This is a genomic window from Falsiroseomonas stagni DSM 19981 (assembly GCF_900114315.1).
Classification (GTDB): domain Bacteria; phylum Pseudomonadota; class Alphaproteobacteria; order Acetobacterales; family Acetobacteraceae; genus Falsiroseomonas; species Falsiroseomonas stagni.
The window spans coordinates 326,030-346,448 of the sequence record NZ_FOSQ01000001.1; the positions used below are offsets into that span (position 1 = coordinate 326,030).

17 protein-coding genes are annotated in these 20,419 nt (G+C 69.3%); all 17 read left to right on the top strand.

All coding sequences use genetic code 11. The features are described 5' to 3' along the window. The 17 genes from bchB (at position 1) to bchE (ending at position 20,418) form a co-directional block, all read left to right on the top strand. Complete coding sequence (bchB, locus tag BM041_RS01550) at positions 1-1,611, top strand: ferredoxin:protochlorophyllide reductase (ATP-dependent) subunit B (RefSeq protein WP_092954510.1); 1,611 nt, start codon at positions 1-3, stop codon at positions 1,609-1,611. 39 nt (positions 1,612-1,650) lie between these two features. Beyond that, a complete protein-coding gene (locus tag BM041_RS01555) occupies positions 1,651-5,244 on the top strand; it encodes a magnesium chelatase subunit H (protein ID WP_456303950.1) in 3,594 nt (1,197 codons plus the stop codon). Further along, on the top strand, positions 5,241-6,149 hold the full coding sequence (gene bchL, locus BM041_RS01560) for a ferredoxin:protochlorophyllide reductase (ATP-dependent) iron-sulfur ATP-binding protein (RefSeq protein WP_092954516.1): 909 nt from the start codon (positions 5,241-5,243) through the stop codon (positions 6,147-6,149). The genes BM041_RS01555 and bchL overlap by 4 nt, the downstream gene beginning before the upstream one ends. A gap of 1 nt (position 6,150) precedes the next feature. Further along, positions 6,151-6,852, top strand: coding sequence for a magnesium protoporphyrin IX methyltransferase (bchM, locus tag BM041_RS01565; RefSeq protein ID WP_092954518.1), 702 nt, complete (start codon positions 6,151-6,153; stop codon positions 6,850-6,852). Next, a complete protein-coding gene (locus BM041_RS01570; protein WP_092954521.1) occupies positions 6,849-8,288 on the top strand; it encodes a BCD family MFS transporter in 1,440 nt (479 codons plus the stop codon). The genes bchM and BM041_RS01570 overlap by 4 nt, the downstream gene beginning before the upstream one ends. 30 nt (positions 8,289-8,318) lie before the next feature. Beyond that, positions 8,319-9,086 (top strand): photosynthetic reaction center subunit H, encoded by a 768-nt coding sequence (gene puhA / locus BM041_RS01575; protein WP_092954524.1) that lies wholly within the window; start codon positions 8,319-8,321, stop codon positions 9,084-9,086. Then, entirely contained in the window at positions 9,083-9,757 is a 675-nt protein-coding gene (puhB, locus tag BM041_RS01580; RefSeq protein WP_092954527.1) for a photosynthetic complex putative assembly protein PuhB, read from the top strand. The genes puhA and puhB overlap by 4 nt, the downstream gene beginning before the upstream one ends. A gap of 17 nt (positions 9,758-9,774) precedes the next feature. Further along, the gene (gene puhC, locus BM041_RS01585) at positions 9,775-10,224 is read left to right on the top strand and encodes a photosynthetic complex assembly protein PuhC (RefSeq protein ID WP_092954529.1); all 450 of its coding nucleotides are present in this window, start codon (positions 9,775-9,777) and stop codon (positions 10,222-10,224) included. After that, complete coding sequence (locus BM041_RS01590; protein WP_092954532.1) at positions 10,221-10,541, top strand: hypothetical protein; 321 nt, start codon at positions 10,221-10,223, stop codon at positions 10,539-10,541. The genes puhC and BM041_RS01590 overlap by 4 nt, the downstream gene beginning before the upstream one ends. Continuing rightward, a complete protein-coding gene (gene acsF / locus BM041_RS01595) occupies positions 10,541-11,647 on the top strand; it encodes a magnesium-protoporphyrin IX monomethyl ester (oxidative) cyclase (RefSeq protein ID WP_245761880.1) in 1,107 nt (368 codons plus the stop codon). The genes BM041_RS01590 and acsF overlap by 1 nt, the downstream gene beginning before the upstream one ends. A gap of 15 nt (positions 11,648-11,662) precedes the next feature. Then, a complete protein-coding gene (gene puhE, locus BM041_RS01600) occupies positions 11,663-12,466 on the top strand; it encodes a putative photosynthetic complex assembly protein PuhE (protein ID WP_092954535.1) in 804 nt (267 codons plus the stop codon). Positions 12,467-12,569: 103 nt separating this feature from the next. Further along, on the top strand, positions 12,570-13,781 hold the full coding sequence (hemA, locus tag BM041_RS01605; RefSeq protein WP_092954538.1) for a 5-aminolevulinate synthase: 1,212 nt from the start codon (positions 12,570-12,572) through the stop codon (positions 13,779-13,781). Beyond that, on the top strand, positions 13,781-14,893 hold the full coding sequence (gene bchI / locus BM041_RS01610) for a magnesium chelatase ATPase subunit I (protein WP_408735392.1): 1,113 nt from the start codon (positions 13,781-13,783) through the stop codon (positions 14,891-14,893). The genes hemA and bchI overlap by 1 nt, the downstream gene beginning before the upstream one ends. Then, a complete protein-coding gene (locus BM041_RS01615; protein WP_092954541.1) occupies positions 14,890-16,668 on the top strand; it encodes a magnesium chelatase subunit D in 1,779 nt (592 codons plus the stop codon). Before bchI ends, BM041_RS01615 begins: the two co-directional genes overlap by 4 nt. A gap of 6 nt (positions 16,669-16,674) precedes the next feature. Further along, positions 16,675-17,544 (top strand): alpha/beta fold hydrolase BchO, encoded by an 870-nt coding sequence (gene bchO, locus BM041_RS01620; protein ID WP_092954544.1) that lies wholly within the window; start codon positions 16,675-16,677, stop codon positions 17,542-17,544. A 64-nt stretch (positions 17,545-17,608) separates the two neighbouring features. After that, on the top strand, positions 17,609-18,628 hold the full coding sequence (locus BM041_RS01625) for a phytoene/squalene synthase family protein (RefSeq protein ID WP_092954547.1): 1,020 nt from the start codon (positions 17,609-17,611) through the stop codon (positions 18,626-18,628). Between the two features lie 95 nt (positions 18,629-18,723). Next, positions 18,724-20,418: a magnesium-protoporphyrin IX monomethyl ester anaerobic oxidative cyclase gene (gene bchE / locus BM041_RS01630; RefSeq protein WP_092954549.1), complete on the top strand. Its 1,695-nt coding sequence runs from the start codon at positions 18,724-18,726 to the stop codon at positions 20,416-20,418. Position 20,419: the final 1 nt, after the last annotated feature.

Here is a 20,419-nt window from a genome sequence, read left to right on the forward strand (position 1 = left end):
ATGCAGCTCGCCGTCTGGACCTATGAAGGCCCGCCCCATATCGGGGCGATGCGCATCGCCACCGCGATGGAGGGCGTGCACTACGTGCTGCACGCGCCGCAGGGCGATACCTACGCCGACCTGCTGTTCACGATGATCGAGCGCCGTTCGAAGCGCCCGCCCGTCACCTACACCACCTTCCAGGCGCAGGACCTCGGCGGCGATACCGCGAACCTGTTCCGCCAGGCCGTTCTCGATGCCTATGAACGCTTCCGCCCGCAGGCGCTGCTGGTCGGCTCCAGCTGCACGGCGGAGCTGATCCAGGATGATCCGGGTGGCCTGGCCAAGACGCTCGGCCTGCCGATTCCCGTCGTGCCCCTCGAACTCCCCGCCTATCAGCGGAAGGAGAATTGGGGTGCCTCCGAGACCTTCTATCAGCTCGTCCGCGCCTGCGCGGGGCCGCATGTGCCGGCGCCCGGCACCCGACGTGCACGTGGCAGCGCACCTCGCTGCAACATCCTCGGCCCGACCGCGCTCGGCTTCCGCCACCGCGACGATGTGCCGGAAGTGGAGCGCCTGCTGGAGACGCTCGGCATCGAGGTCAATGTCATCGCGCCGATGGGCGCGACACCGGCGGACCTCGCGCGGCTCGGCGATGCCGATTTCAACGTCGTGCTCTATCCCGAAGTGGCGGGGCAGGCGGCGTCCTGGCTCAAGCGCAGCTTCGGCCAGAACTTCACGACGATCGTGCCGATCGGTGTCGGCGCAACGAAGGATTTCGTGGCGGAGGTCGCGCAGCTCGCCGGCGTGCCCGCCGCCACCGCCAACGGCACGCTGCGGCTGCCCTGGTATTCGCGCTCGGTGGACAGCACCTACCTCACCAACAAGCGCGTCTTCATCTTCGGCGATGCCACCCACGCCATCGCCGCCGCCCGAGTCGCGAGCCAGGAACTCGGCTTCCAGGTCGTCGGCCTCGGCAGCTATTCCCGCGAATTCGGCCGGGAGATCCGCGCCGCCGCCGCCACCCATGGCGTCGAGCCGCTGATCACCGACGATTACCTGGAGGTCGAGCAGCAGATCGCGACGCTGCAGCCCGAACTGGTGCTGGGCACGCAGATGGAACGCCATGTGGCCAAGCGCCTCGGCATTCCCTGCGCGGTCATCTCCGCACCCGTCCATGTGCAGGATTTCCCCGCCCGGCATTCGCCGCAGATGGGGATCGAGGGTGCGAACGTGCTGTTCGACACCTGGGTCCACCCCCTGATGATGGGGCTGGAGGAACATCTCCTCGGCATGTTCCGGGAAGATTTCGAGTTCAACGACGGCGCGCAGCCTTCCCACTTGGGACATGGTGCGCCGTCACAGCTGGGCAAGGAGGCCGCGCCCGCCGCGCAGCCCCTGCCCGCGCCCGCGGCAGTGACTCCCCACGCTGCCGCGGGCGACCCCTCTGCTGCCGTCATCGGCACGCTGGTGGTCGCCTGGGGTGCCGATGCCGAGAAGGAGTTGAAGAAGATTCCCTTCTTCGTCCGCGGCAAGGCGCGTCGCAACACCGAACGGTTCGCGCAGGAACGCGGGATCGGGACCATCACGCTCGAGACGCTCTACGATGCCAAGGCGCATTACTCGAGGTGACACTTCGTCATACACGCAGGGGGCACCATGCCTGAGGGCGTGAACAGACTGACCACCGCGATGCGCGTCGTGGTCGTGACCATGGATAGCCACCTGGCCGGTGCCATGATGCAGGCCCGCGCCACGCTGCGGCGGGAGATTCCGGGCCTCGAACTCTCCGTCCACGCCGCCGATGAATGGGGCAGCGATGCCGCGGCGCTGGAACACTGCCTGGCCGATATCGCACGCGGCGACATCATCATCGCCACCATGCTCTTCCTGGAGGATCACATCCGCCAGGTCCTGCCCGCCCTGAAGGCGCGGCGCGATGCCTGCGACGCCATGGTCTGCTGCATGTCGGCGGGCGAGGTCATGAAGCTGACCCGCATCGGCCGCTTCGACATGGGTGCCGAGGCGACCGGCATCATGGGCATGCTGAAGCGGCTGCGCGGCGCCAAGAAGGAAGGCGCCCCGGCTTCCGGCAAGGGCCAGATGAAGATGCTGCGGGAGTTGCCGAAGCTGCTGCGCTTCATCCCGGGCACTGCGCAGGATGTCCGCATCTACTTCCTGGCGCTGCAATACTGGCTGGCCGGCAGCCAGGCGAACCTGGCGAATCTGGTCCGCATGCTGGTGAACCGCTACGCCGCGGGCCCGCGCGCCGGGCTGGTCGGCACGCTCAAGGTCTCGCCGCCGGTCGAGTATCCGGAAGTCGGCCTCTACCACCCCCGCCTGCGCGGCCAGGTGACGGAACGGGTCGACCAGCTGCCGGGCGAGGGCCGCCTTGGCACCGTCGGGCTGCTCGTCATGCGGTCCTACGTCCTGGCCGGCAATGCCGCGCACTATGATGGCGTGATCGCGGCGCTGGAGACCAAGGGCCTGCGCGTGATCCCCGCCTTCGCCTCGGGCCTCGACAACCGCCCGGCGATGGAACGCTTCTTCATGCGGGACGGCGCACCGGCCGTGGACGCCGTGCTGTCGCTCACGGGCTTCTCGCTGGTCGGCGGCCCCGCCTACAATGATGCGCATGCGGCGGAGGCGATGCTCTCCCGCCTCGATGTGCCGTACCTCGCCGCCCACCCCCTCGAATTCCAGACCATCGAGCAGTGGAATGAGGATCCGCGCGGGCTGACGCCGGTGGAGGCGACCATGATGGTCGCGATCCCGGAACTCGATGGCGCGATCTGGCCGATGACCTATGGCGGCCGCTCCATCGCGGGTGCCGAGGATGTGCGCCGCGACATGGTGGCGCATCGCGAACGCGCGGCCACGCTGGCGGACCGCGTGGCCAAGCTGGTCGCGCTGCGCCGCGCCGCGCGGCGGGATCGCAAGGTCGCCGCGGTGGTCTTCAACTTTCCGCCCAATGCCGGCAATACCGGCACGGCCGCCTATCTCTCCGTCTTCCAGTCGCTGTTCAACACGCTGGTCGCGATGAGGGCCGCTGGCTACACGGTCGATGTGCCCGCCGATGTGGATGCGCTGCGCAATGCGATCATCATCGGCAATGCGGCGCAGTTCGGCGCCGTCGCCAATGTCGCCGCCCGCATCCCCGCCGATGACCATGTGCGGCGGGAGCCCTACCTGAAGGATATCGAGCGGCAATGGGGCCCGGCGCCCGGCCGCGCGCAATCCGATGGGGCGACGATCCATGTGCTCGGTGCCCGCTTCGGCAATGTCTTCATCGGCGTGCAGCCCGGCTTCGGCTGGGAAGGCGACCCGATGCGCCTGCTGTTCGAACGTGGCTTCGCACCCACCCACGCCTTCAGCGCCTTCTACCGCTGGATCCGGGAGGATTTCGGCGCCCATGCCGTGCTGCATTTCGGCACCCATGGCGCGCTGGAGTTCATGCCGGGCAAGCAGGCCGGGCTATCCGCGGAATGCTGGCCGGATCGCCTGATCGGGGATCTGCCGAACCTCTACCTCTATGCCTCGAACAACCCGTCGGAAGGCATGCTCGCCAAGCGCCGCGCGGGCGCGGCGCTGATCAGCTACCTGACGCCGCCGGTTACGAATGCCGGCCTCTATCGTGGGCTGCTCGACCTCAAGGCGTCGCTCGATCGCTGGCGGGTGCTGGAGCCGGATTGCGATGCCGGCGTGCGCGCCTCCCTCGCGCAGCTCGTCCAGGCCCAGGCCTCCGGCGTCGATCTCGCCCCGGCCGAGCCCGCCTGGTCCGTCGATGCGGCGCCGGAGGCGATCCGCCTGCTGGGCAATGCGCTGCTCGAACTCGAATACACGCTGATCCCGCACGGCCTGCATGTGGTCGGCGATGTGCCGAACCGCGAACAGCGCGCGGCGATGCTGGATGCCGCCGGGGTGCCGGTCGGCGAGGAACGCACGCGCCTCGATGCGCTGCTGGCCACGGAACACGAGATCCCGGCCATCCTGCACGCCCTGGATGGCGGCTATATCCGCCCCGCGCCGGGCGGCGACCTGCTGCGCAACACCGCGGTGTTGCCGACAGGCCGCAACCTGCACGGCTTCGATCCCTTCAAGATCCCCTCCGCCTTCGCGGTGAAGGATGGCGCCCGCCAGGCGGACCGCCTGCTGGCCCGCCACCAGGCTGACGGCAAGGGACTGCCGGAGACGGTGGCCATCGTCCTGTGGGGCACCGATAACCTGAAGACCGAAGGCGGCCCCATCGCGCAGGCGCTGTGGCTGATGGGCGCGGAACCCCGCCATGACAGCTACGGCCGCCTGACCGGCGCGAAGCTGATCCCGCTGGAGGGGCTGGGCCGCCCGCGCATCGACGTGATGGTGACGCTGTCGGGCATCTTCCGGGACCTGCTGCCGCTGCAGACCCGCCTGCTGGCGGAGGCCGCGCTCCTGGCCGCCGAGGCCGACGAGCCCGCCGACCGCAACTACATCCGCAAGCACGCCTTGGCCTTCATCGCGCAGCATGGCGGCACGATGGAACAGGCAGCGCTGCGGGTCTTCGGCAACGCGGAAGGTGCCTATGGCGCCAACGTCAACCAGATCCTCGATGCCGGACTCTGGACCGATGAGGATGAGCTGGCCGAGGCCTATGTGAAGCGCAAGGGCTTCGCCTATGGCATCGACGGCAAGGCAGCGCGGCAGGACAAGCTGCTGGGCCATGTGCTGGGCAGCGTCGATGTCACCTACCAGAACCTCGACAGCATCGAGGTCGGGCTGACCAGCATCGACCAGTATTTCGATACGCTCGGCGGCATGTCCCGCGCCGTGCGCCGCGCCCGCCACGGCCAGGAAGCCGCCGTCTATGTCGGCGACCAGACCCGTGGCGAGGGCACGATCCGTACTGTCGCCGAGCAGGTGGCGCTGGAGACCCGGACGCGTGCCCTGAACCCCAAATGGTTCGAGGCCCTGCTGTCCCATGGCTATGAGGGAGTGCGCCAGATCGAGGCGCAGGTCACCAACACCATGGGCTGGTCCGCCACCACCGGCCAGGTCGCTCCCTGGATCTACCAGCAGATGGCCGAGACCTACATGCTCGACCCCGCCATGCGGGAACGGTTGGCGAAGCTCAACCCGACCGCATCGGCGAAGATCGCAAACCGCCTGATCGAGGCGCAGGAGCGCCGCTATTGGGAACCGGATGCCGAGGTCCTGGAGGCGCTGAAGCGCGCCGGCGAGGAACTCGAGGACCGGATTGAAGGAATCACCGTGGAGATGGCCGCATGAGCGTGATCATGAGACCACCGCCGGGCTCCAGCATCTCCCGCCGCGGGGATGGTGACGGCAGCGTCCAGGTTCATATGGACGATCCCCTGAAGATCGAGGGCGCGAAGGTCTTCGCGGTCTACGGCAAGGGCGGCATCGGCAAGAGCACCACAAGCTCCAACCTCTCGGTCGCTTTCGCCAAGCTCGGCAAGCGCGTGCTGCAGATCGGCTGCGATCCGAAGCACGACAGCACCTTCACCCTGACGGGCCGCATGATCCCGACGGTGATCGATGTGCTGGACGGCGTCGGCTTCCATTCGGAGGAACTCCGCCCCGAGGATTTCGTGGTGGAAGGCCGCCACGGCGTCATGTGCGTCGAAGCCGGTGGCCCGCCCGCGGGCACGGGCTGCGGCGGCTATGTCGTCGGCCAGACGGTGAAGCTGCTGAAGGAGCATCACCTGCTGGAAGACACGGACATCGTGATCTTCGACGTGCTGGGCGACGTGGTCTGCGGCGGCTTCGCTGCTCCCCTGCTGCATGCCGATCGCGGCGTGATCGTCGCGGCGAATGATTTCGACAGCATCTTCGCGATGAACCGCATCGTCGCGGCCATCAAGGCGAAGTCCGCCAATTACGGAGTCCGGCTGGGTGGCGTCATCGTCAACCGGTCGAAGGACACCGACCAGATCCAGAAGTACAACGACGCGACCGGCATGAAGATGCTGGCGCACCTTCCGGACCTCGACGTGATCCGCCGCTCCCGCCTCAAGAAGGCGACGCTGTTCGACATGGACAGCTCCCCGGAAGTCGAGGGCGTGCGCGCGGAATACCTGCGGCTCGCCGCCGGCCTCCTCGCCGGCGTCACGCCGCTGGATGCCACGCCGCTGAAGGATCGGGAGATCTTCGACCTGCTGGGGTATGACTGACATGCCGACCGCGACCTACCAGACGCGCCGGGGCGAGCTTGAGACCTACTTCGACCGCACCGCGGTCAAGGCGTGGGAGAGGCTGACCTCCGACGCCCCGGTAGGGCGCATCCGCGCCACGGTGCGAAAGGGGCGGGAGGAGATGCGGAACACGCTCCTCTCCTGGCTGCCCGAGGATCTGGCCACGCGCCGTGTCCTCGATGCGGGTTGCGGCACCGGCGCGCTGGCGGTGGAAGCCGCGCGGCGCGGCGCGGATGTCGTGGCTGTCGACATCTCCCCCACCCTGGTGGAACTCGGCCGCGCGCGGACCGAAGGCAAGCACGGCGCCGGCCAGGTGACTTTCCATGTCGGCGACATGCTCGATGAAGGCTTCGGTCGCTTCGACCACATCGTCGCCATGGACATCCTGATCCACTACCAGCCCGCGGATGTGACGCGCGTGCTGGGCATGCTGGCGCGGCGCACCACCTCCTCCATCGTCTTCACCTTCGCCCCCCGGACGAAGCTGCTGGCCGCCATGCACAATGTGGGCAAGCTGTTCCCGCGCGGCGATCGCGCCCCCTCCATCGTCCCCGTCGCGCCCGCGCATCTGCGCGCGCTGATCGAGGCCGACCCCGCACTGCGCGACTGGACCATCGGGCGGGAGAAGCGGGTCGCGGGCGGCTTCTACATCTCCCAGGCGCTGGAGCTGCGACGGAGATGAGCACCCAGCCCGGCCGCATCATCCGTCTCTGGCAGGGCGTGGGGCCGCATCTGCTGCCCTTCGCCAGCGCCACCTCCGAACGGCTGCCGATGTCGCGCCTGCTGCGCCTGTCGCTGTTCCAGATTTCCTGCGGCATGGCGGCCATCCTGCTCGTCGGCACGCTGAACCGCGTGATGATCGTGGAGCTGAAGGTGCCGGCCTGGCTGGTGGCCAGCATGGTCGCCCTGCCGCTGGTCTTCGCGCCGCTGCGCGCACTGATCGGCTTCCGATCCGACAACTACAAATCCGTGCTCGGCTGGAAGCGCGTGCCCTATCTGTGGCTCGGCACGACCATCCAGTTCGGCGGGCTCGCCATGATGCCCTTCGCGCTTCTGGTGCTGTCCGGCGATACCTGGGCTGATCCCTGGGCCGGGCAACTTGCCGCCGCGATCGCCTTCCTGATGACGGGCGCTGGCATGCACATGGTGCAGACCGTGGGCCTCGCGCTGGCGACCGATTTGTCCCCGCGCGACCAGCAGCCCAATGTCGTCGCCATGCTCTCCGCCATGCAGTTGTTCGGCATGGTGCTCGCGGGGCTGATCTTCGGCGCGCTGCTCGCCGATTTCTCGCAGCTTCGACTGATCCAGGTAGTGCAGGGCGCCGCCGCGCTGACGCTGATCCTGAACTTCATCGCCGCCTGGCAGCAGGAAGCGCGCGACCCGACGCGCACGGCGAAGACCGATGCGGAGGAGCCGGGCTTCCTGGAAAGCTTCCGCATGCTGCGCCAGACTGGCCCCTGGAACCGGCGCCTGCTGGGCGCAGGCCTCGGCACGGCTGGCTTCGCCATGCAGGATGTGCTGCTGGAACCCTATGGCGGCCAGATCCTCGGGCTGAGCGTCGGTGGTACCACGGCGCTGTCCGCGGGCCTCGCGGCCGCCGCGGTCTGCGGCTTCCTGCGCGCGGCGCGGCGGCTCAGCCAGGGCACGGATGCGCATATGGTCGCGGCGCATGGCGGCCTGTTCGGCATCGCCGGCTTCAGCCTCATCGTCCTGGCCGCACCGTTCGGGACGACGCTCCTCTTCGCGATGGGCGTGGGCCTGATCGGCTTCGGCGCCGGCCTGTTCGGCCATGCCACACTGACGGCCTGCATGGCCGCGGCGCCGCCGGAACAGACGGGCCTCGCCCTCGGCGTCTGGGGCGCAGTGCAGGCCACCGCGGCGGGCTGCGCCATGGCCTTCGGCGGCGGGCTTCGCGATGCCGTCTCTGCGCTGGCGGAATCCGGCGCGCTCGGCGACGGCCTCACCGGCCCCGCCACTGGCTATCTCGGCGTTTATCTCATCGAGATTGCGCTGCTGTTCGTCACTCTCGCCGTCGTCGGTCCCCTGGTGCGCAGACAGCGCCAGGTGCCGGCGCGGCCCGTCACCGGGACCGGCCTCGCCGGCCCCGCGCCTGTGTAACCCGTCAGGATCCAAGGAAGCGGAGGCCGCATGTCCACGCCCGTCAATTTCGATATCGCCGCGATGTCGCTCTACGCCTTTTTCGCCTTCTTCACGGGGCTGGTGCTCTGGCTCCACCGTGAAGGGAAGCGGGAGGGCTATCCGCTGGTCTCCGACCGGCCGGAAAAGCCGCTGCGCGCGCCCATCCAGGGCTTCCCCGGCGTGCCGGACCTCAAGGTCTTCAAGCTGGCGCATCCCGAGCACGCCCCGGCGCGCGAGGCCGAGCGCGACATCAGCGCGCATGTCGTGGCCGCGGACCCCTATCCGGGCGCGCCGCTGATCCCGACCGGCAACGCCATGCAGGATGGCATCGGCCCGGCAGCCTGGGCGCATCGCGCCGATGTGCCGGACATGACCTTCGACGACAACGTGCCGAAGATCGTGCCGCTGCGCGCCGCGGCCGGCTGGTCGGTGGACGAGGCCTGCCCCGATCCCCGCGGCAAGCCGGTCCGCACGCTCGATGACAAGATCGCCGGCGTGGTCGTCGATCTCTGGGTCGACAAGTCGGAGTACATCCTCCGCTACCTGGAGGTGGAGGTGACCGGCAGCGACCGTCGCGTGCTGGTGCCCATGTTCCTTGCCACCGTGAACAGCAACGGCGTGGTCCGCGTCGTCTCCGTCACGGCCGAACAGCTCGCCGCCGCGCCCGGCATCCGGAACCCCGAGCAGATCACGCTGCTGGAGGAGGACAAGGTCTCCGCCTATTTCGGCGGCGGGCATTTCTACGCCACGCCGGAGCGCAGTGAGCCCTTCGTATGAGCGGCACGAAGAAGCTTCCGATCTTCGAGCATGACGGGGAGCCCATCCCGGGCCTCCCGGCCGTGCTGCCGGAGGGTGAGGTCATCCTCTGGCAGGGCGCCCCGCGCTGGGGTGGCATCGCGCGCCGTGCGCTCCACCTCCGTGGCCTCGCCCTCTACTTCGCCTTCATCGGCGTGCTGCGTGGCACGGCGATGGCGGCGGAGGGCGCATCGACGCTGGACGCGACGCTCGGCGGCCTGCTGATGCTGCTGGTGGGGGCGGTGCCCATCGGCCTGCTGGCGGGCTTCGCCATCCTCTCGGCGAAGACGTCGCTCTACACCATCACCAACCGTCGCGTCGTGATGCGCGTCGGCGTCGCCCTGCCCATGACCATCAGCCTGCCCTTCGCCCTGATGCAGAGCGCGGGCGTGGTGAAGCACAGCGATGGCACGGGCGATATCAGCATGACCCTGGCCGCGCCGCACCGCGTTGCCTGGATCGCCATCTGGCCGCACACGAAAAGCTTCCGTGTTGCGCGGCCAGAGCCCACACTGCGTGCACTGGCCGATGCGGACCAGGCCGCGCAGATTCTGGCACGGGCGCTGGCCGCCCATGCCGCGATGCCGGTCCCCGCGATGGCGGCCGACAGCAACCGCCAGACCGCGCGCCCCGGCGCCGCGGCGCTGGCCTGAGAAGGGGAGGGAGAACGATGACACAGGCGATACGGCATCCGCTCTCCGGCAAGGGCCCGATTCTCGCCGCCGCCCTGCTCATCGCCGCGACCCTCGCGCTGACGACCATGCCGCCGATCGGTGGTGGCGTGCAGTATGAGGGCCATGCGAATGCGCAGCGCGACCTTCTCTTCACTGATCGTGCCGATGGCGGCGTCATCGTCACCGATGCGCGCAGCGGCCAGGCGATCGGCGAACTCGCACCGGGCGAGGATGGCTTCATCCGCGGTGCGCTGCGTGGCCTGGTGCGTGAACGCCGGATCGGTGGAATCGGCCAGGAGACTCCCTTCCGCCTCACCGGCTGGTCCGATGGCCGGCTGACGCTGGAAGATCCCGCAACCCGCACGCGGCTGGACCTCGCCGCCTACGGCACGACCAATGCCGAAGCCTTCGCACGCTTCCTGTCAACCAAGGAGAACCAGAGATGAACGGCCACTGGGGAGTGGGCCGGGCGATCTTCGGTGGGAATGAAACCCTCGAAGTGCCCTGTTCAGTGGATATCGAACGCACCGCCGACAGCTTCCATGCCTATGCGGTGCCGGAGGACGTGTTCCTCAATCCGGGCGACCAGGTGATCGTGCACGGCACGACCGGCCGCGTCGAATTCGGCGAACGCTATACCTTCGAGACGAGTGCGACCGTGATCCGCGCCAACGCCTTCCAGCGTTTCTGGACGCAATGGGTCGCGATCTTCGAACTGACCGAACTCTACCATTGCGGGTTTGAAGCGCGGGAGGTCACGTGATGGACTCGCTCCCCCCCAGCGGCCTCACCGCCAATGGCATGACACCCGGCGGCCGCCCCGATGCCGATGGCGTCGCGACGCAAATGGCGCTGACCGAGACGGTGCTGTCGCCCCGCTTCTACACCACCGATTTCGCCGCGATGGACAAGATCAGCATCGAGCCCGTGCGCGAGCAGTGGGACAAGATGATGGCGGAATTCCACGCCGACCCGAATCGCGGCCACTTCACCCGCACATCGGAGTTCGACGAGTTCGACCTGAAGGCCCTGCCGGAGCCGCTGCAGAAGGAGTTGCTGGAATTCCTGGTCAGCTCCGTCACGGCCGAGTTCTCGGGCTGCGTACTGTACGCGGAGATCAAGAAGCGCGTCACGAATCCCGACATGAAGGACATCTTCAGCGTCATGGCGCGGGATGAAAGCCGCCATGCCGGCTTCATCAACGACGCGCTGAAGGATCTCGGCGTCGGCGTGGACCTCGGCTTCCTGACCAAGGCCAAGAAGTACCACTACTTCCAGCCGAAGTTCATCTTCTACGCCACCTACCTGAGCGAGAAGATCGGCTACGCCCGCTACATCACCATCTTCCGCCAGTTCGAACGTCACCCGGAACTGCGGTTCCACCCGATCTTCAAGTGGTTCGAGAACTGGTGCAATGACGAGTTCCGCCATGGCGAGGCCTTCGCCCTGCTGATGCGCGCCAACCCGCACCTGCTGCACGGCTTCAATACCTACTGGGTGCGGTTCTTCCAGCTCGCGGTCTTCGCCACCATGTATGTGCGCGACCATGCGCGCCCGGAATTCCACAAGGCCCTCGGCATGACGCCGACGGATTACGACATGAAGGTCTTCCGCATCACGGAAGAAATTTGCCGCCAGGTCTTCCCGGCGACGCTCGACATCGACAACCCGTCCTTCCTGCGGGGGTTGGAGCGCCTGCGGAAGATCGCGGATGCACTCGGTGAGGCGAAGCGCCAGGGCGGCGTGGTCGGCGGCATCAAGCGCATCGGCCTGTCCGCCGCGGCGGCCGCCAGCTTCGCGCGCCTCTATTTCCTGAAGCCCAGGCGCCACGCCCTGCCGGACGATGCCCGGCTGGCGCCGGCCTGGTAGGCGGGACGAATCGCCATGGCGGAGCATGGTCTGCCCGCGCTGTTCACCCTGTTCCTGTGGTGGTTCAGCACGGGCGTGATCCTCTACCTCGATGGTCTTCGGCAGGAGACCTTTCGCTGGACCATGCTCGGCGCCACCACCCTTGCCCTGGCCGGCCTCGCCGGCCTGCATGCCACGGCCTGGGACACCACGACGCAGGGCGCCTATCTCGGCTTCGTCTGCGGCGTGCTGGTCTGGGGCTGGATCGAGACAGCCTTCCTGACCGGCATGGTCACGGGCCCGTCCCGACTGGCCTGCCCGCCCGGCGCCACCGGGTGGGTCCGGCTGCGGGCGGCGCTGGCGGCGATCCTGTGGCACGAACTGGCCATCATTGCCGGTGCGTTGCTGATCCTGGCCGTCACCTGGGGCGGATCCAACCAGGTTGGATTCTGGACCTTCATCGCCTTCTGGGTGATGCGGCAGAGCGCCAAGCTCAACGTCTATCTCGGTGTGCGCAACCTGGCGGAGGCTTTTCTTCCCGACCATCTGCGCTATCTCGAAACCTTCTTCCGCCGGCGGCGGATGAATGCGCTGTTCCCGGTCTCGGTCATCGCCGGGACCGCGGCCTGCGTGCTGCTGTCGATGAAGGCGGCGGCCGTGGGCGCGACACCGCATGAGGTGGCGGGCTACTCGCTGCTCGCCAGCCTCGTCGCCCTCGGGCTGCTGGAACACTGGTTCATGGTGTTGCCGGTGCCCGCGGACGCGCTGTGGCGCTGGGGGCTTGCCTCCCGCTCCGCCGCGCAACGGGAAGGGCGCCCCGCGCCCGCGCCCGTGGCTTGATGCGGCGCAAGGCCAAGGCGGCACGAAGCCGCCAGGCTGCGCCTGAGACTAACCCGCCGGGGCGGTTCCCGGCGGCTGCCAGACCGGCCATGGGGGGTCCGAGATGAACTACGAGTCCTTCTTCCGTGCCCAGCTCGATGGTCTCCGGCGCGAAGGCCGCTACCGCGTCTTCGCCGATATCGAACGCCAGGCCGGCGACTTCCCGAAGGCCATCCGCCACCGCAATGGCCGCACCTCCGAAGTGACGGTGTGGTGCTCCAACGACTATCTCGGCATGGGGCAGCACCCGAAGGTGCTGGCCGCGATGCATGCGGCGCTGGATCGCTACGGCGCCGGCGCGGGCGGCACGCGCAACATCTCCGGCACCAACCACGAACATGTCCTGCTGGAACGCGCGCTCGCCACCCTGCACGGGACGGAGGACGCGCTGCTGTTCAACAGCGGCTACATGTCCAACTGGGCCTCGCTCTCCACCCTTGCCTCGCGCATGCCGGGCTGCGTCATCGTCTCCGACGAGATGAACCATGCCTCGATGATCGAGGGCATGCGCCACAGCCGCGCCCAGCGCCGCATGTTCCGCCACAACGACGTGGAGGATCTGGAGCGCGTGCTGTCGGAACTCGACCCCTCCTGCCCCAAGCTGGTGGCGTTCGAGAGCGTCTATTCCATGGACGGCGACATCGCCCCCATCGCCGCCATCTGCGACGTCGCCGACAAGTACGGCGCCATGACCTATTGCGATGAGGTGCATGGCGTCGGCCTCTATGGCGCGCATGGCGGCGGCATCACGGACCGCGACGGTGTCTCCCACCGCCTGACCGTCATCGAGGGGACACTCGCGAAAGCCTTCGGCGTGATCGGCGGCTACATCGCCGGCAGCAACGCGATGTGCGATTTCGTCCGCAGCTTCGCGTCCGGCTTCATCTTCTCGACCGCGCTTCCGCCGGCCGTCGCGGCCGGCGCCCGTGCCAGCATCGAACACCTCATGGTCTCGAACACCGAGCGGGAGCGCCTGCACGAACGCGCCGCCACGCTGCGCAAGCGCCTGGATGCCATCGGTGTGCCGCATCTCGACAACCCCAGCCACATCGTCCCCGTGATGGTGGGCGATCCCGTGGTCTGCAAGTCGATCAGCGACATCCTGCTCGACGAACACGGCGTCTATGTGCAGCCGATCAACTATCCCACCGTGCCGCGCGGCACCGAAAGGCTGCGCATCACGCCCGGCCCGGTGCATAGCGATGCTGATATGGATCACCTCGTGAACAGCCTCTCCGCCGTCTGGTCGCAATTCAGCCTCAGGCGGGCCGCCTGATGGACCAGGCGCCGGGCACGCTCCCCGCCAAGGGGGAAGACACGATGGCCAGCACCGCGACGCGGCGCCGTCGTTTCGCGCCGCCGGCGCCCACGGGGAAGCTCGTCTTCCCCTTCGACGCGATCGTGGGGCAGGACGAGATGAAGCTCGCCTTGCTCATCGCCGCGGTCGATGGCTCGGTCGGTGGCGTGCTCGTCTTCGGCGACCGCGGCACGGGCAAGTCCACCGCGGTCCGCGCCCTGGCGGCGCTGCTGCCGCCGATGGAGGTCGTGGCCGGCTGCCGTTTCGGCTGCGACCCGGCGAAGCCCGCCAGCGATTGCGTGCATTGCCGTGGCCTGTCCGCCCCGCCCGTGCAGACCGTGCCCGTGCCGGTGGTGGATCTGCCGCTCGGCGCGACGGAGGATCGCGTCGCCGGTGCGCTCGACATCGAACGCGCGCTGGCGGAAGGGGTGAAGGCCTTCGAACCCGGGCTGCTCGCCCGCGCCCATCGCGGCTTCCTCTACATCGATGAGGTGAACCTGCTGGAGGATCACCTCGTCGACCTCCTGCTCGATGTCGCGGCCTCCGGCGAGAATGTCGTGGAGCGCGAGGGCATCAGCATCCGCCATCCCGCGCGCTTCGTCCTGATCGGCTCCGGCAACCCCGAGGAAGGGGAGCTGCGCCCGCAGCTGCTGGACCGCTTCGGCCTGAGCGTCGATGTCCGCACCCCCACCGACCTGCCGACGCGGGTGGAGGTGGTGCGCCGCCGCGATTCCTTCGAACATGACCCCGCCGGCTTCGTCGATCGCTGGCACCGCGCCGCCCAGGTGACGCGCAAGAAGATCCTCGCCGCCCGCCGCCTGCTGCCGCGCATCACCGTGCCGGACGCGACGGTGGAGAATGCCGCGCGCCTCTGCCTCGCGCTCGGCACCGATGGGCTGCGCGGCGAACTCACGCTGATCCGCGCCGCCCGCGCGCTGGCGGCGCTGGAGGGGGACCGCGAGGTCGGCCTCGCCCATCTCCGCCGCATCGCGGCCCCCGCGCTCCGCCACCGCCTGCGCCGCAACCCGCTGGATGAGGCCGTCGCCACCACCCGCGTGGAACGCGCATTGGTGGAAGTGTTCGGCGCGTGACGGAAGCGGCGGGCCACCCGCCGGCCGAGGATGCGGCCCGCGCCGCGCTTCTGCTGGCCGTGGATCCCGTCGGCCTCGGCGGTGCCGCGCTGCGCTGCGCGCCTGGGTTTCCGCGTGACCGCTGGCTCGGCCTGCTGCGCGTGGCGCTGCCGGAAGGCACGGCCATGAAGCGCCTGCCGACCGGCGTGCCGGATAGCCGCCTGCTGGGCGGGCTCGACCTGACCGCGACGCTCAGCGCCGGTCGGCCCATCGTCGAACGCGGCGTGCTGGCCGATGCCCATGGCGGCCTGGTGCTGGCCGCGATGGCGGAGCGGATGGACAGCGCCACCGCCGCCAAGATCGCCGCCGTGCTGGATGCCGGGGAGGTTGCGGTCCAGCGCGACGGGCTCGGCGTGACCATCCCCGCCCGCATCGGCCTGGTGGCGCTGGATGAAGGCGCGGCGGAGGAGGAACAGCCGCCCCCCGCGCTGCTGGAACGCCTCGCCTTCCGCCTGTTCCTGGATGAATTGCCGCAGCAGTCCGTGCTGCGCTGGCCCGTGCCGGACCGCGCCGCCATCGCTGGCGCCCGCGCCCGCCTGGCCGATGTGACGGTGCCGGAGACGGTGCTGGAGGCGCTGGTCGCCGCCGCCCTCGCCTTCGGCATCGACAGCGCCCGCGCGCCCCTGCTGGCGCTGCGCGCCGCCCGCGCCGCGGCCGCGCTGGCAGGCCGGTCGGAGGTGGCCTCGGAAGACGCCGGCCTCGCCGCCCGCCTGGTCTATGGCCCCCGCGCCACGCGCATGCCGGCGCAGGACGAAGCACCGCCCGAACCACCCCCGCCCGAGCCCCCGCCACCGGATGCGGAGAACAGCGCCGACCAGAAGCCCGAAGGCGGCCCGGACCCGCAGACACTGCAGGAGATGCTGCTGGCTGCGACCCAGGCGGCGCTTCCCTCCGGCCTGCTCGCGGCCCTCGGCGCGGATGCCCGCAACGCCGCCCGCCGCAGTGCCGGCGCGCAGGGGCGGGAGGGCCAGCGCCGCAAATCCCAGCTCCGCGGCCGCCCCATCGGCACCCGCGCCGGCGCGCTGCGCGATGGCGCGCGCCTGTCGATCGTGGAGACGCTGCGCAGCGCCGCCCCCTGGCAGCCGCTGCGCCTGCGCGAACGCGCCGGCCGCCCCGGGCCACGCATCCTGGTCAAGCGCGACGACATCCGCCTGATGCGCTTCCAGCAGAACACGGAGACGACAGCGATCTTCGTGGTCGACGCCTCCGGCTCCTCCGCCCTCAACCGCCTGGCGGAGGCGAAGGGTGCGGTGGAGATGCTGCTGGCCGATTGCTACGTCCGCCGGGACCGCGTGGCGGTCGTGGCCTTTCGCGGCCAGGCGGCGGAATTGCTGCTGCCGCCGACCAATTCCCTCGTCCGCGCCAAGCGCAGCCTGGCGGGGCTGCCGGGTGGCGGCGCCACGCCGCTCGCGCTGGGCCTCGATGCCGCCATGGCCCTGGCGGCGGAGGAGCAGCGCCGCGGCCGCACGCCGCTGATGATCCTGCTGACGGATGGGCGCGCCAATATCGGCCGGTCCGGCACGCCGGGCCGTCCGCAGGCGGAGGCCGATGCGCTTTCCGCCGCCATTCCCGTGCGACTCGCCGGCATTTCCGCGCTGCTGGTGGATACCTCGCCGCGCCCCGCCCCTTTCGCGAAGCAGATGGCGACCGCCATGGGCGCGCGCTACCTGGCGCTGCCCGCGGTGAGTTCGGAAAAACTCTCCGCCGCCGTCGCCGCCACCCGCGGCGCGGCGTGACGCGCCATGCCGCAATATCCGGCATGGGAACGCGAGGGCCGCGACTGGCCGAACCGGCACGCCAGCCGCTTCGTCCAGGCCGCCGGGCTGCGCTGGCATGTGCAGGTGATGGGGCAGGGGCCTGCGCTGCTGCTGCTGCACGGCACCGCCGCCGCCACCCATTCCTGGCGCGACCTGATGCCGCTGCTGGCCGAGCATTTCACCGTGGTGGCGCCGGACCTGCCGGGCCATGGCTTCACGCAACCCGTGACGGGGCCGCGGCTTTCCCTGCCCGGCATGGCGGCGTCCGTCGGCGCGCTGCTGCAGGTCATGCAGGTGAAGCCCACCCTCGTCGCCGGGCATTCCGCCGGCGCCGCCATCCTGCTGCGCATGGCGCTGGACCAGCGGATCGCGCCCGACGCGATCGTCAGCCTGAACGGCGCGCTGCAGCCGCTGGGCGACCAGCACGCCGCCTTCTTCACGCGCACGGCGCGGCTTCTGGTGGGCCTGCCCTTCGTGCCGAGCCTCTTCGCCTGGCGCGCAGCGGACAAGGCAGTGGCGGAGCGGCTGCTGACGGATACGGGCAGCCGGATCGACGCGCAGGGCGTGGACTACTACGCGCGCCTGTTCCGCCAGTCCGGGCACCTGGCGGCGGCACTCGGCATGATGGCGAACTGGGACCTGGTGCCGCTGCTGCGGGACCTGCCGCGCCTGGTGCCGCGACTCCTCCTCGTCGTGGGGGCCAAGGACCGCGCGGTGCCGCCCGCGCAGGCGGATCGGGTTCGAGCGCGGCTGCCCTCCGCGCGCATCATCACGCTGCCTGGCCTCGGCCACCTCGCGCACGAGGAAGCGCCGGACCAGGCCGCCGCGATCATCATCGCGGAAGCCGCCCCATGATCGTTTCACGCTCGCGTCCCGCTTGCCCGCGCGCTAGCCTGCCCCTGTGGCAGGGAGGTCCGATATGACGAACGCCGAGGACCTTGCCGTCTGCCATCGCCTGCTGGCGGGCGGGTCGAAATCCTTCCGCGCCGCGTCCCTGCTGCTGCCGTCCCGCATCGCCGATCCCGCCGCCGCGCTCTACGCCTTCTGCCGGGTTGCCGATGATGCGATCGATGAGGCCGCGGCGATGCAGGATGCGCTGGAGGGGCTCTATCGCCGGCTCGACGACATCTATGCGGGCCGGCCGCAGGCGCATGCCGCGGATCGCGCCTTCGCCGGCGTGGTCACGGCCTTCGGCATTCCGCGCGTCCTGCCGGATGCGCTGCTGGAAGGCTTCGCCTGGGATGCGGAGGGGCGGCACTACCGCGACCTCGCTGCCCTGCAGGATTATGCCGCGCGGGTCGCCGCCGCCGTCGGCGCGATGATGACGCTGCTGATGGGCGTGCGCGATCCCGTGGCCATGGCGCGTGCCTGCGACCTCGGCGTCGCGATGCAACTGACCAACATCGCCCGCGATGTGGGCGAGGATGCGCGCAACGGTCGCCTCTACCTGCCGCTGGAATGGATGCGGCAGGAGGGTGTGAACCCCGCCGATTTCCTGGCCGACCCCGTCTTCACCCCCGGCCTCGGCCGCGTGGTGCAGCGGCTGCTGGAGGCGGCGGATGCGCTGTATGACCGGGCGGAGCAGGGCATTCCGCTGTTGCCGCGCGACTGCCGCGCGGGCATCGGCGCCGCGCGCCATGTCTATGCGGAAATCGGCCGCGCCGTGGAACGCCAGGGCCTCGATTCCATCAGCCGTCGCGCCACCGTCTCCGGCCGCCGCAAGGCGCTGCTGCTGGCGCGCGCGATCGGGTCCTTCGCGCTGCGCCCCGCGGCAGATTCGGCGCCCCCGCTGCCGGCCACGCGATTCCTCGTGGATGCCGTCACCGCCACCGCGGCGCCGGGCGATCGCACCGCCCCGCAGCGCCTGCCGGACCGCATCGCCTGGGCGGTGCAGCTGTTCGACCGGCTGGACAATGATCCCGGCCATTACGCGCGCTGACGCGCCCCTGTGTCGTTCCGAGTTGACACACATCAAGGCCTGATCGCCGCCCCCTGCACCAGACTTCCCCCGCCGGCCAACGGAGGGAGGCGTCGATGCGCATTGTCCTGGTCCATCCGAACTACCACTCCGGCGGTGCGGAGATCGCCGGCAACTGGCCGCCCGCCTGGGTCGCCTACCTCGCGGGCTATCTGAAGAACGCGGGCTACACCGACATCACCTTCATCGACGCGATGACGGACCACATGAGTGACGACCAGCTGCGCGACGCGCTGCGCCTGTTGCAGCCCGACCTGGTCGGCGCCACCGCCATCACCCCCGCCATCTACGCCGCCGAGTCGCTGCTGCAACTCGCCAAGGAATGCTGCCCGAAGGCCGTCACCGTGCTGGGCGGCATCCACGGCACTTTCATGTACCCGCAGGTGCTGACCGAAGCGCCCTGGATCGACGTGGTGGTGCGGGGAGAGGGCGAGCAGGTGCTGCTCGACCTCGTCCGCTGCATCGATCGCGGCGCCTGGGCCACGGAACGCGGCACGGTGAAGGGCATCGCCTATCTCGAGGACGGCAAGGTCACCGCCACCCCGGCCGCCAAGCCCATCGCGGATCTCGACCTGATCCAGCCGGATTGGGGCATCCTCGACTGGAAGAAATACATCTACATCCCGACCGGCAAGCGCGTCGCCATCCCCAACATGGCGCGCGGCTGCCCCTTCACCTGTTCCTTCTGCAGCCAGTGGAAATTCTGGCGCGACTTCCGCGTGCGCGATCCGAAGAAGGTGGTGGATGAGATCGAGACGCTGGTCCGCGACCATGAGGTCGGCTTCTTCATCCTGGCCGATGAGGAACCCACCATCCACAAGAAGAAGTTCGTCCAGTTCTGCGAGGAGATGATCGCCCGCGGCCTGCCCGACAAGGTGCAATGGGGCATCAACACCCGCGTCACGGACATATTGCGGGACGAGGCGCTGCTGCCCTTCTACCGCAAGGCCGGCCTGGTGCATGTCTCGCTCGGAACGGAAGCCGCCGCGCAACTCAAGCTCGACCGCTTCAACAAGGAAACCACCGTCGCCCAGAACAAGCGCGCCATCCAGCTGCTGCGCGAAGCCGGCATCGTCACGGAAGCCCAGTTCATCGTGGGGCTCGAGAACGAGACGGTGGAGACGCTGGAGGAAACCTACCGGATGGCGCTGGACTGGAATCCGGACATGGCGAACTGGGCCATGTACACGCCCTGGCCCTTCAGCGACCTGTTCCAGGAACTCGGCGACAAGGTGGAGGTCTTCGACTTCTCCAAATACAATTTCGTCACGCCGATCATGAAGCCGGATGCGATGGACCGCGCCACGCTGCTGGACCGGACCATGGCCAACTACCGGCGCTTCTACATGCGCAAGGCGTTCCTGGGATATCCGTGGGAGAGGGACAAGCGGCGGCGCAGCTACCTCGTCGGCTGCCTCAAGGCCTTTCTCAAATCGGGCTTCCAGCGGACCTTCTATGATCTCGGCAAGGTCGGCTACTGGGGGCCGCAATCGAAGAAGCAGGTGGATTTCCACTTCGACGAAAGCCGGACGCTGGCCGCCCGCAATCCCGTCGCCATCCCGCACAACGCGATGTGGAAGACCATGCACCGGCCGAAGGTGAAGCTCCCCGCCGCCAATGCTGCCAGTGCCGCGATGGCCTGTGGCGGCGGCAAGGAACAGTTCGAGGAGGATGAGGCCCCCCGGATGAAGGCCTGCGGCGGCGGTACGCAGCAACTACCCGAATCCGTCCCCTCCCCGGCGCGGGAATAGC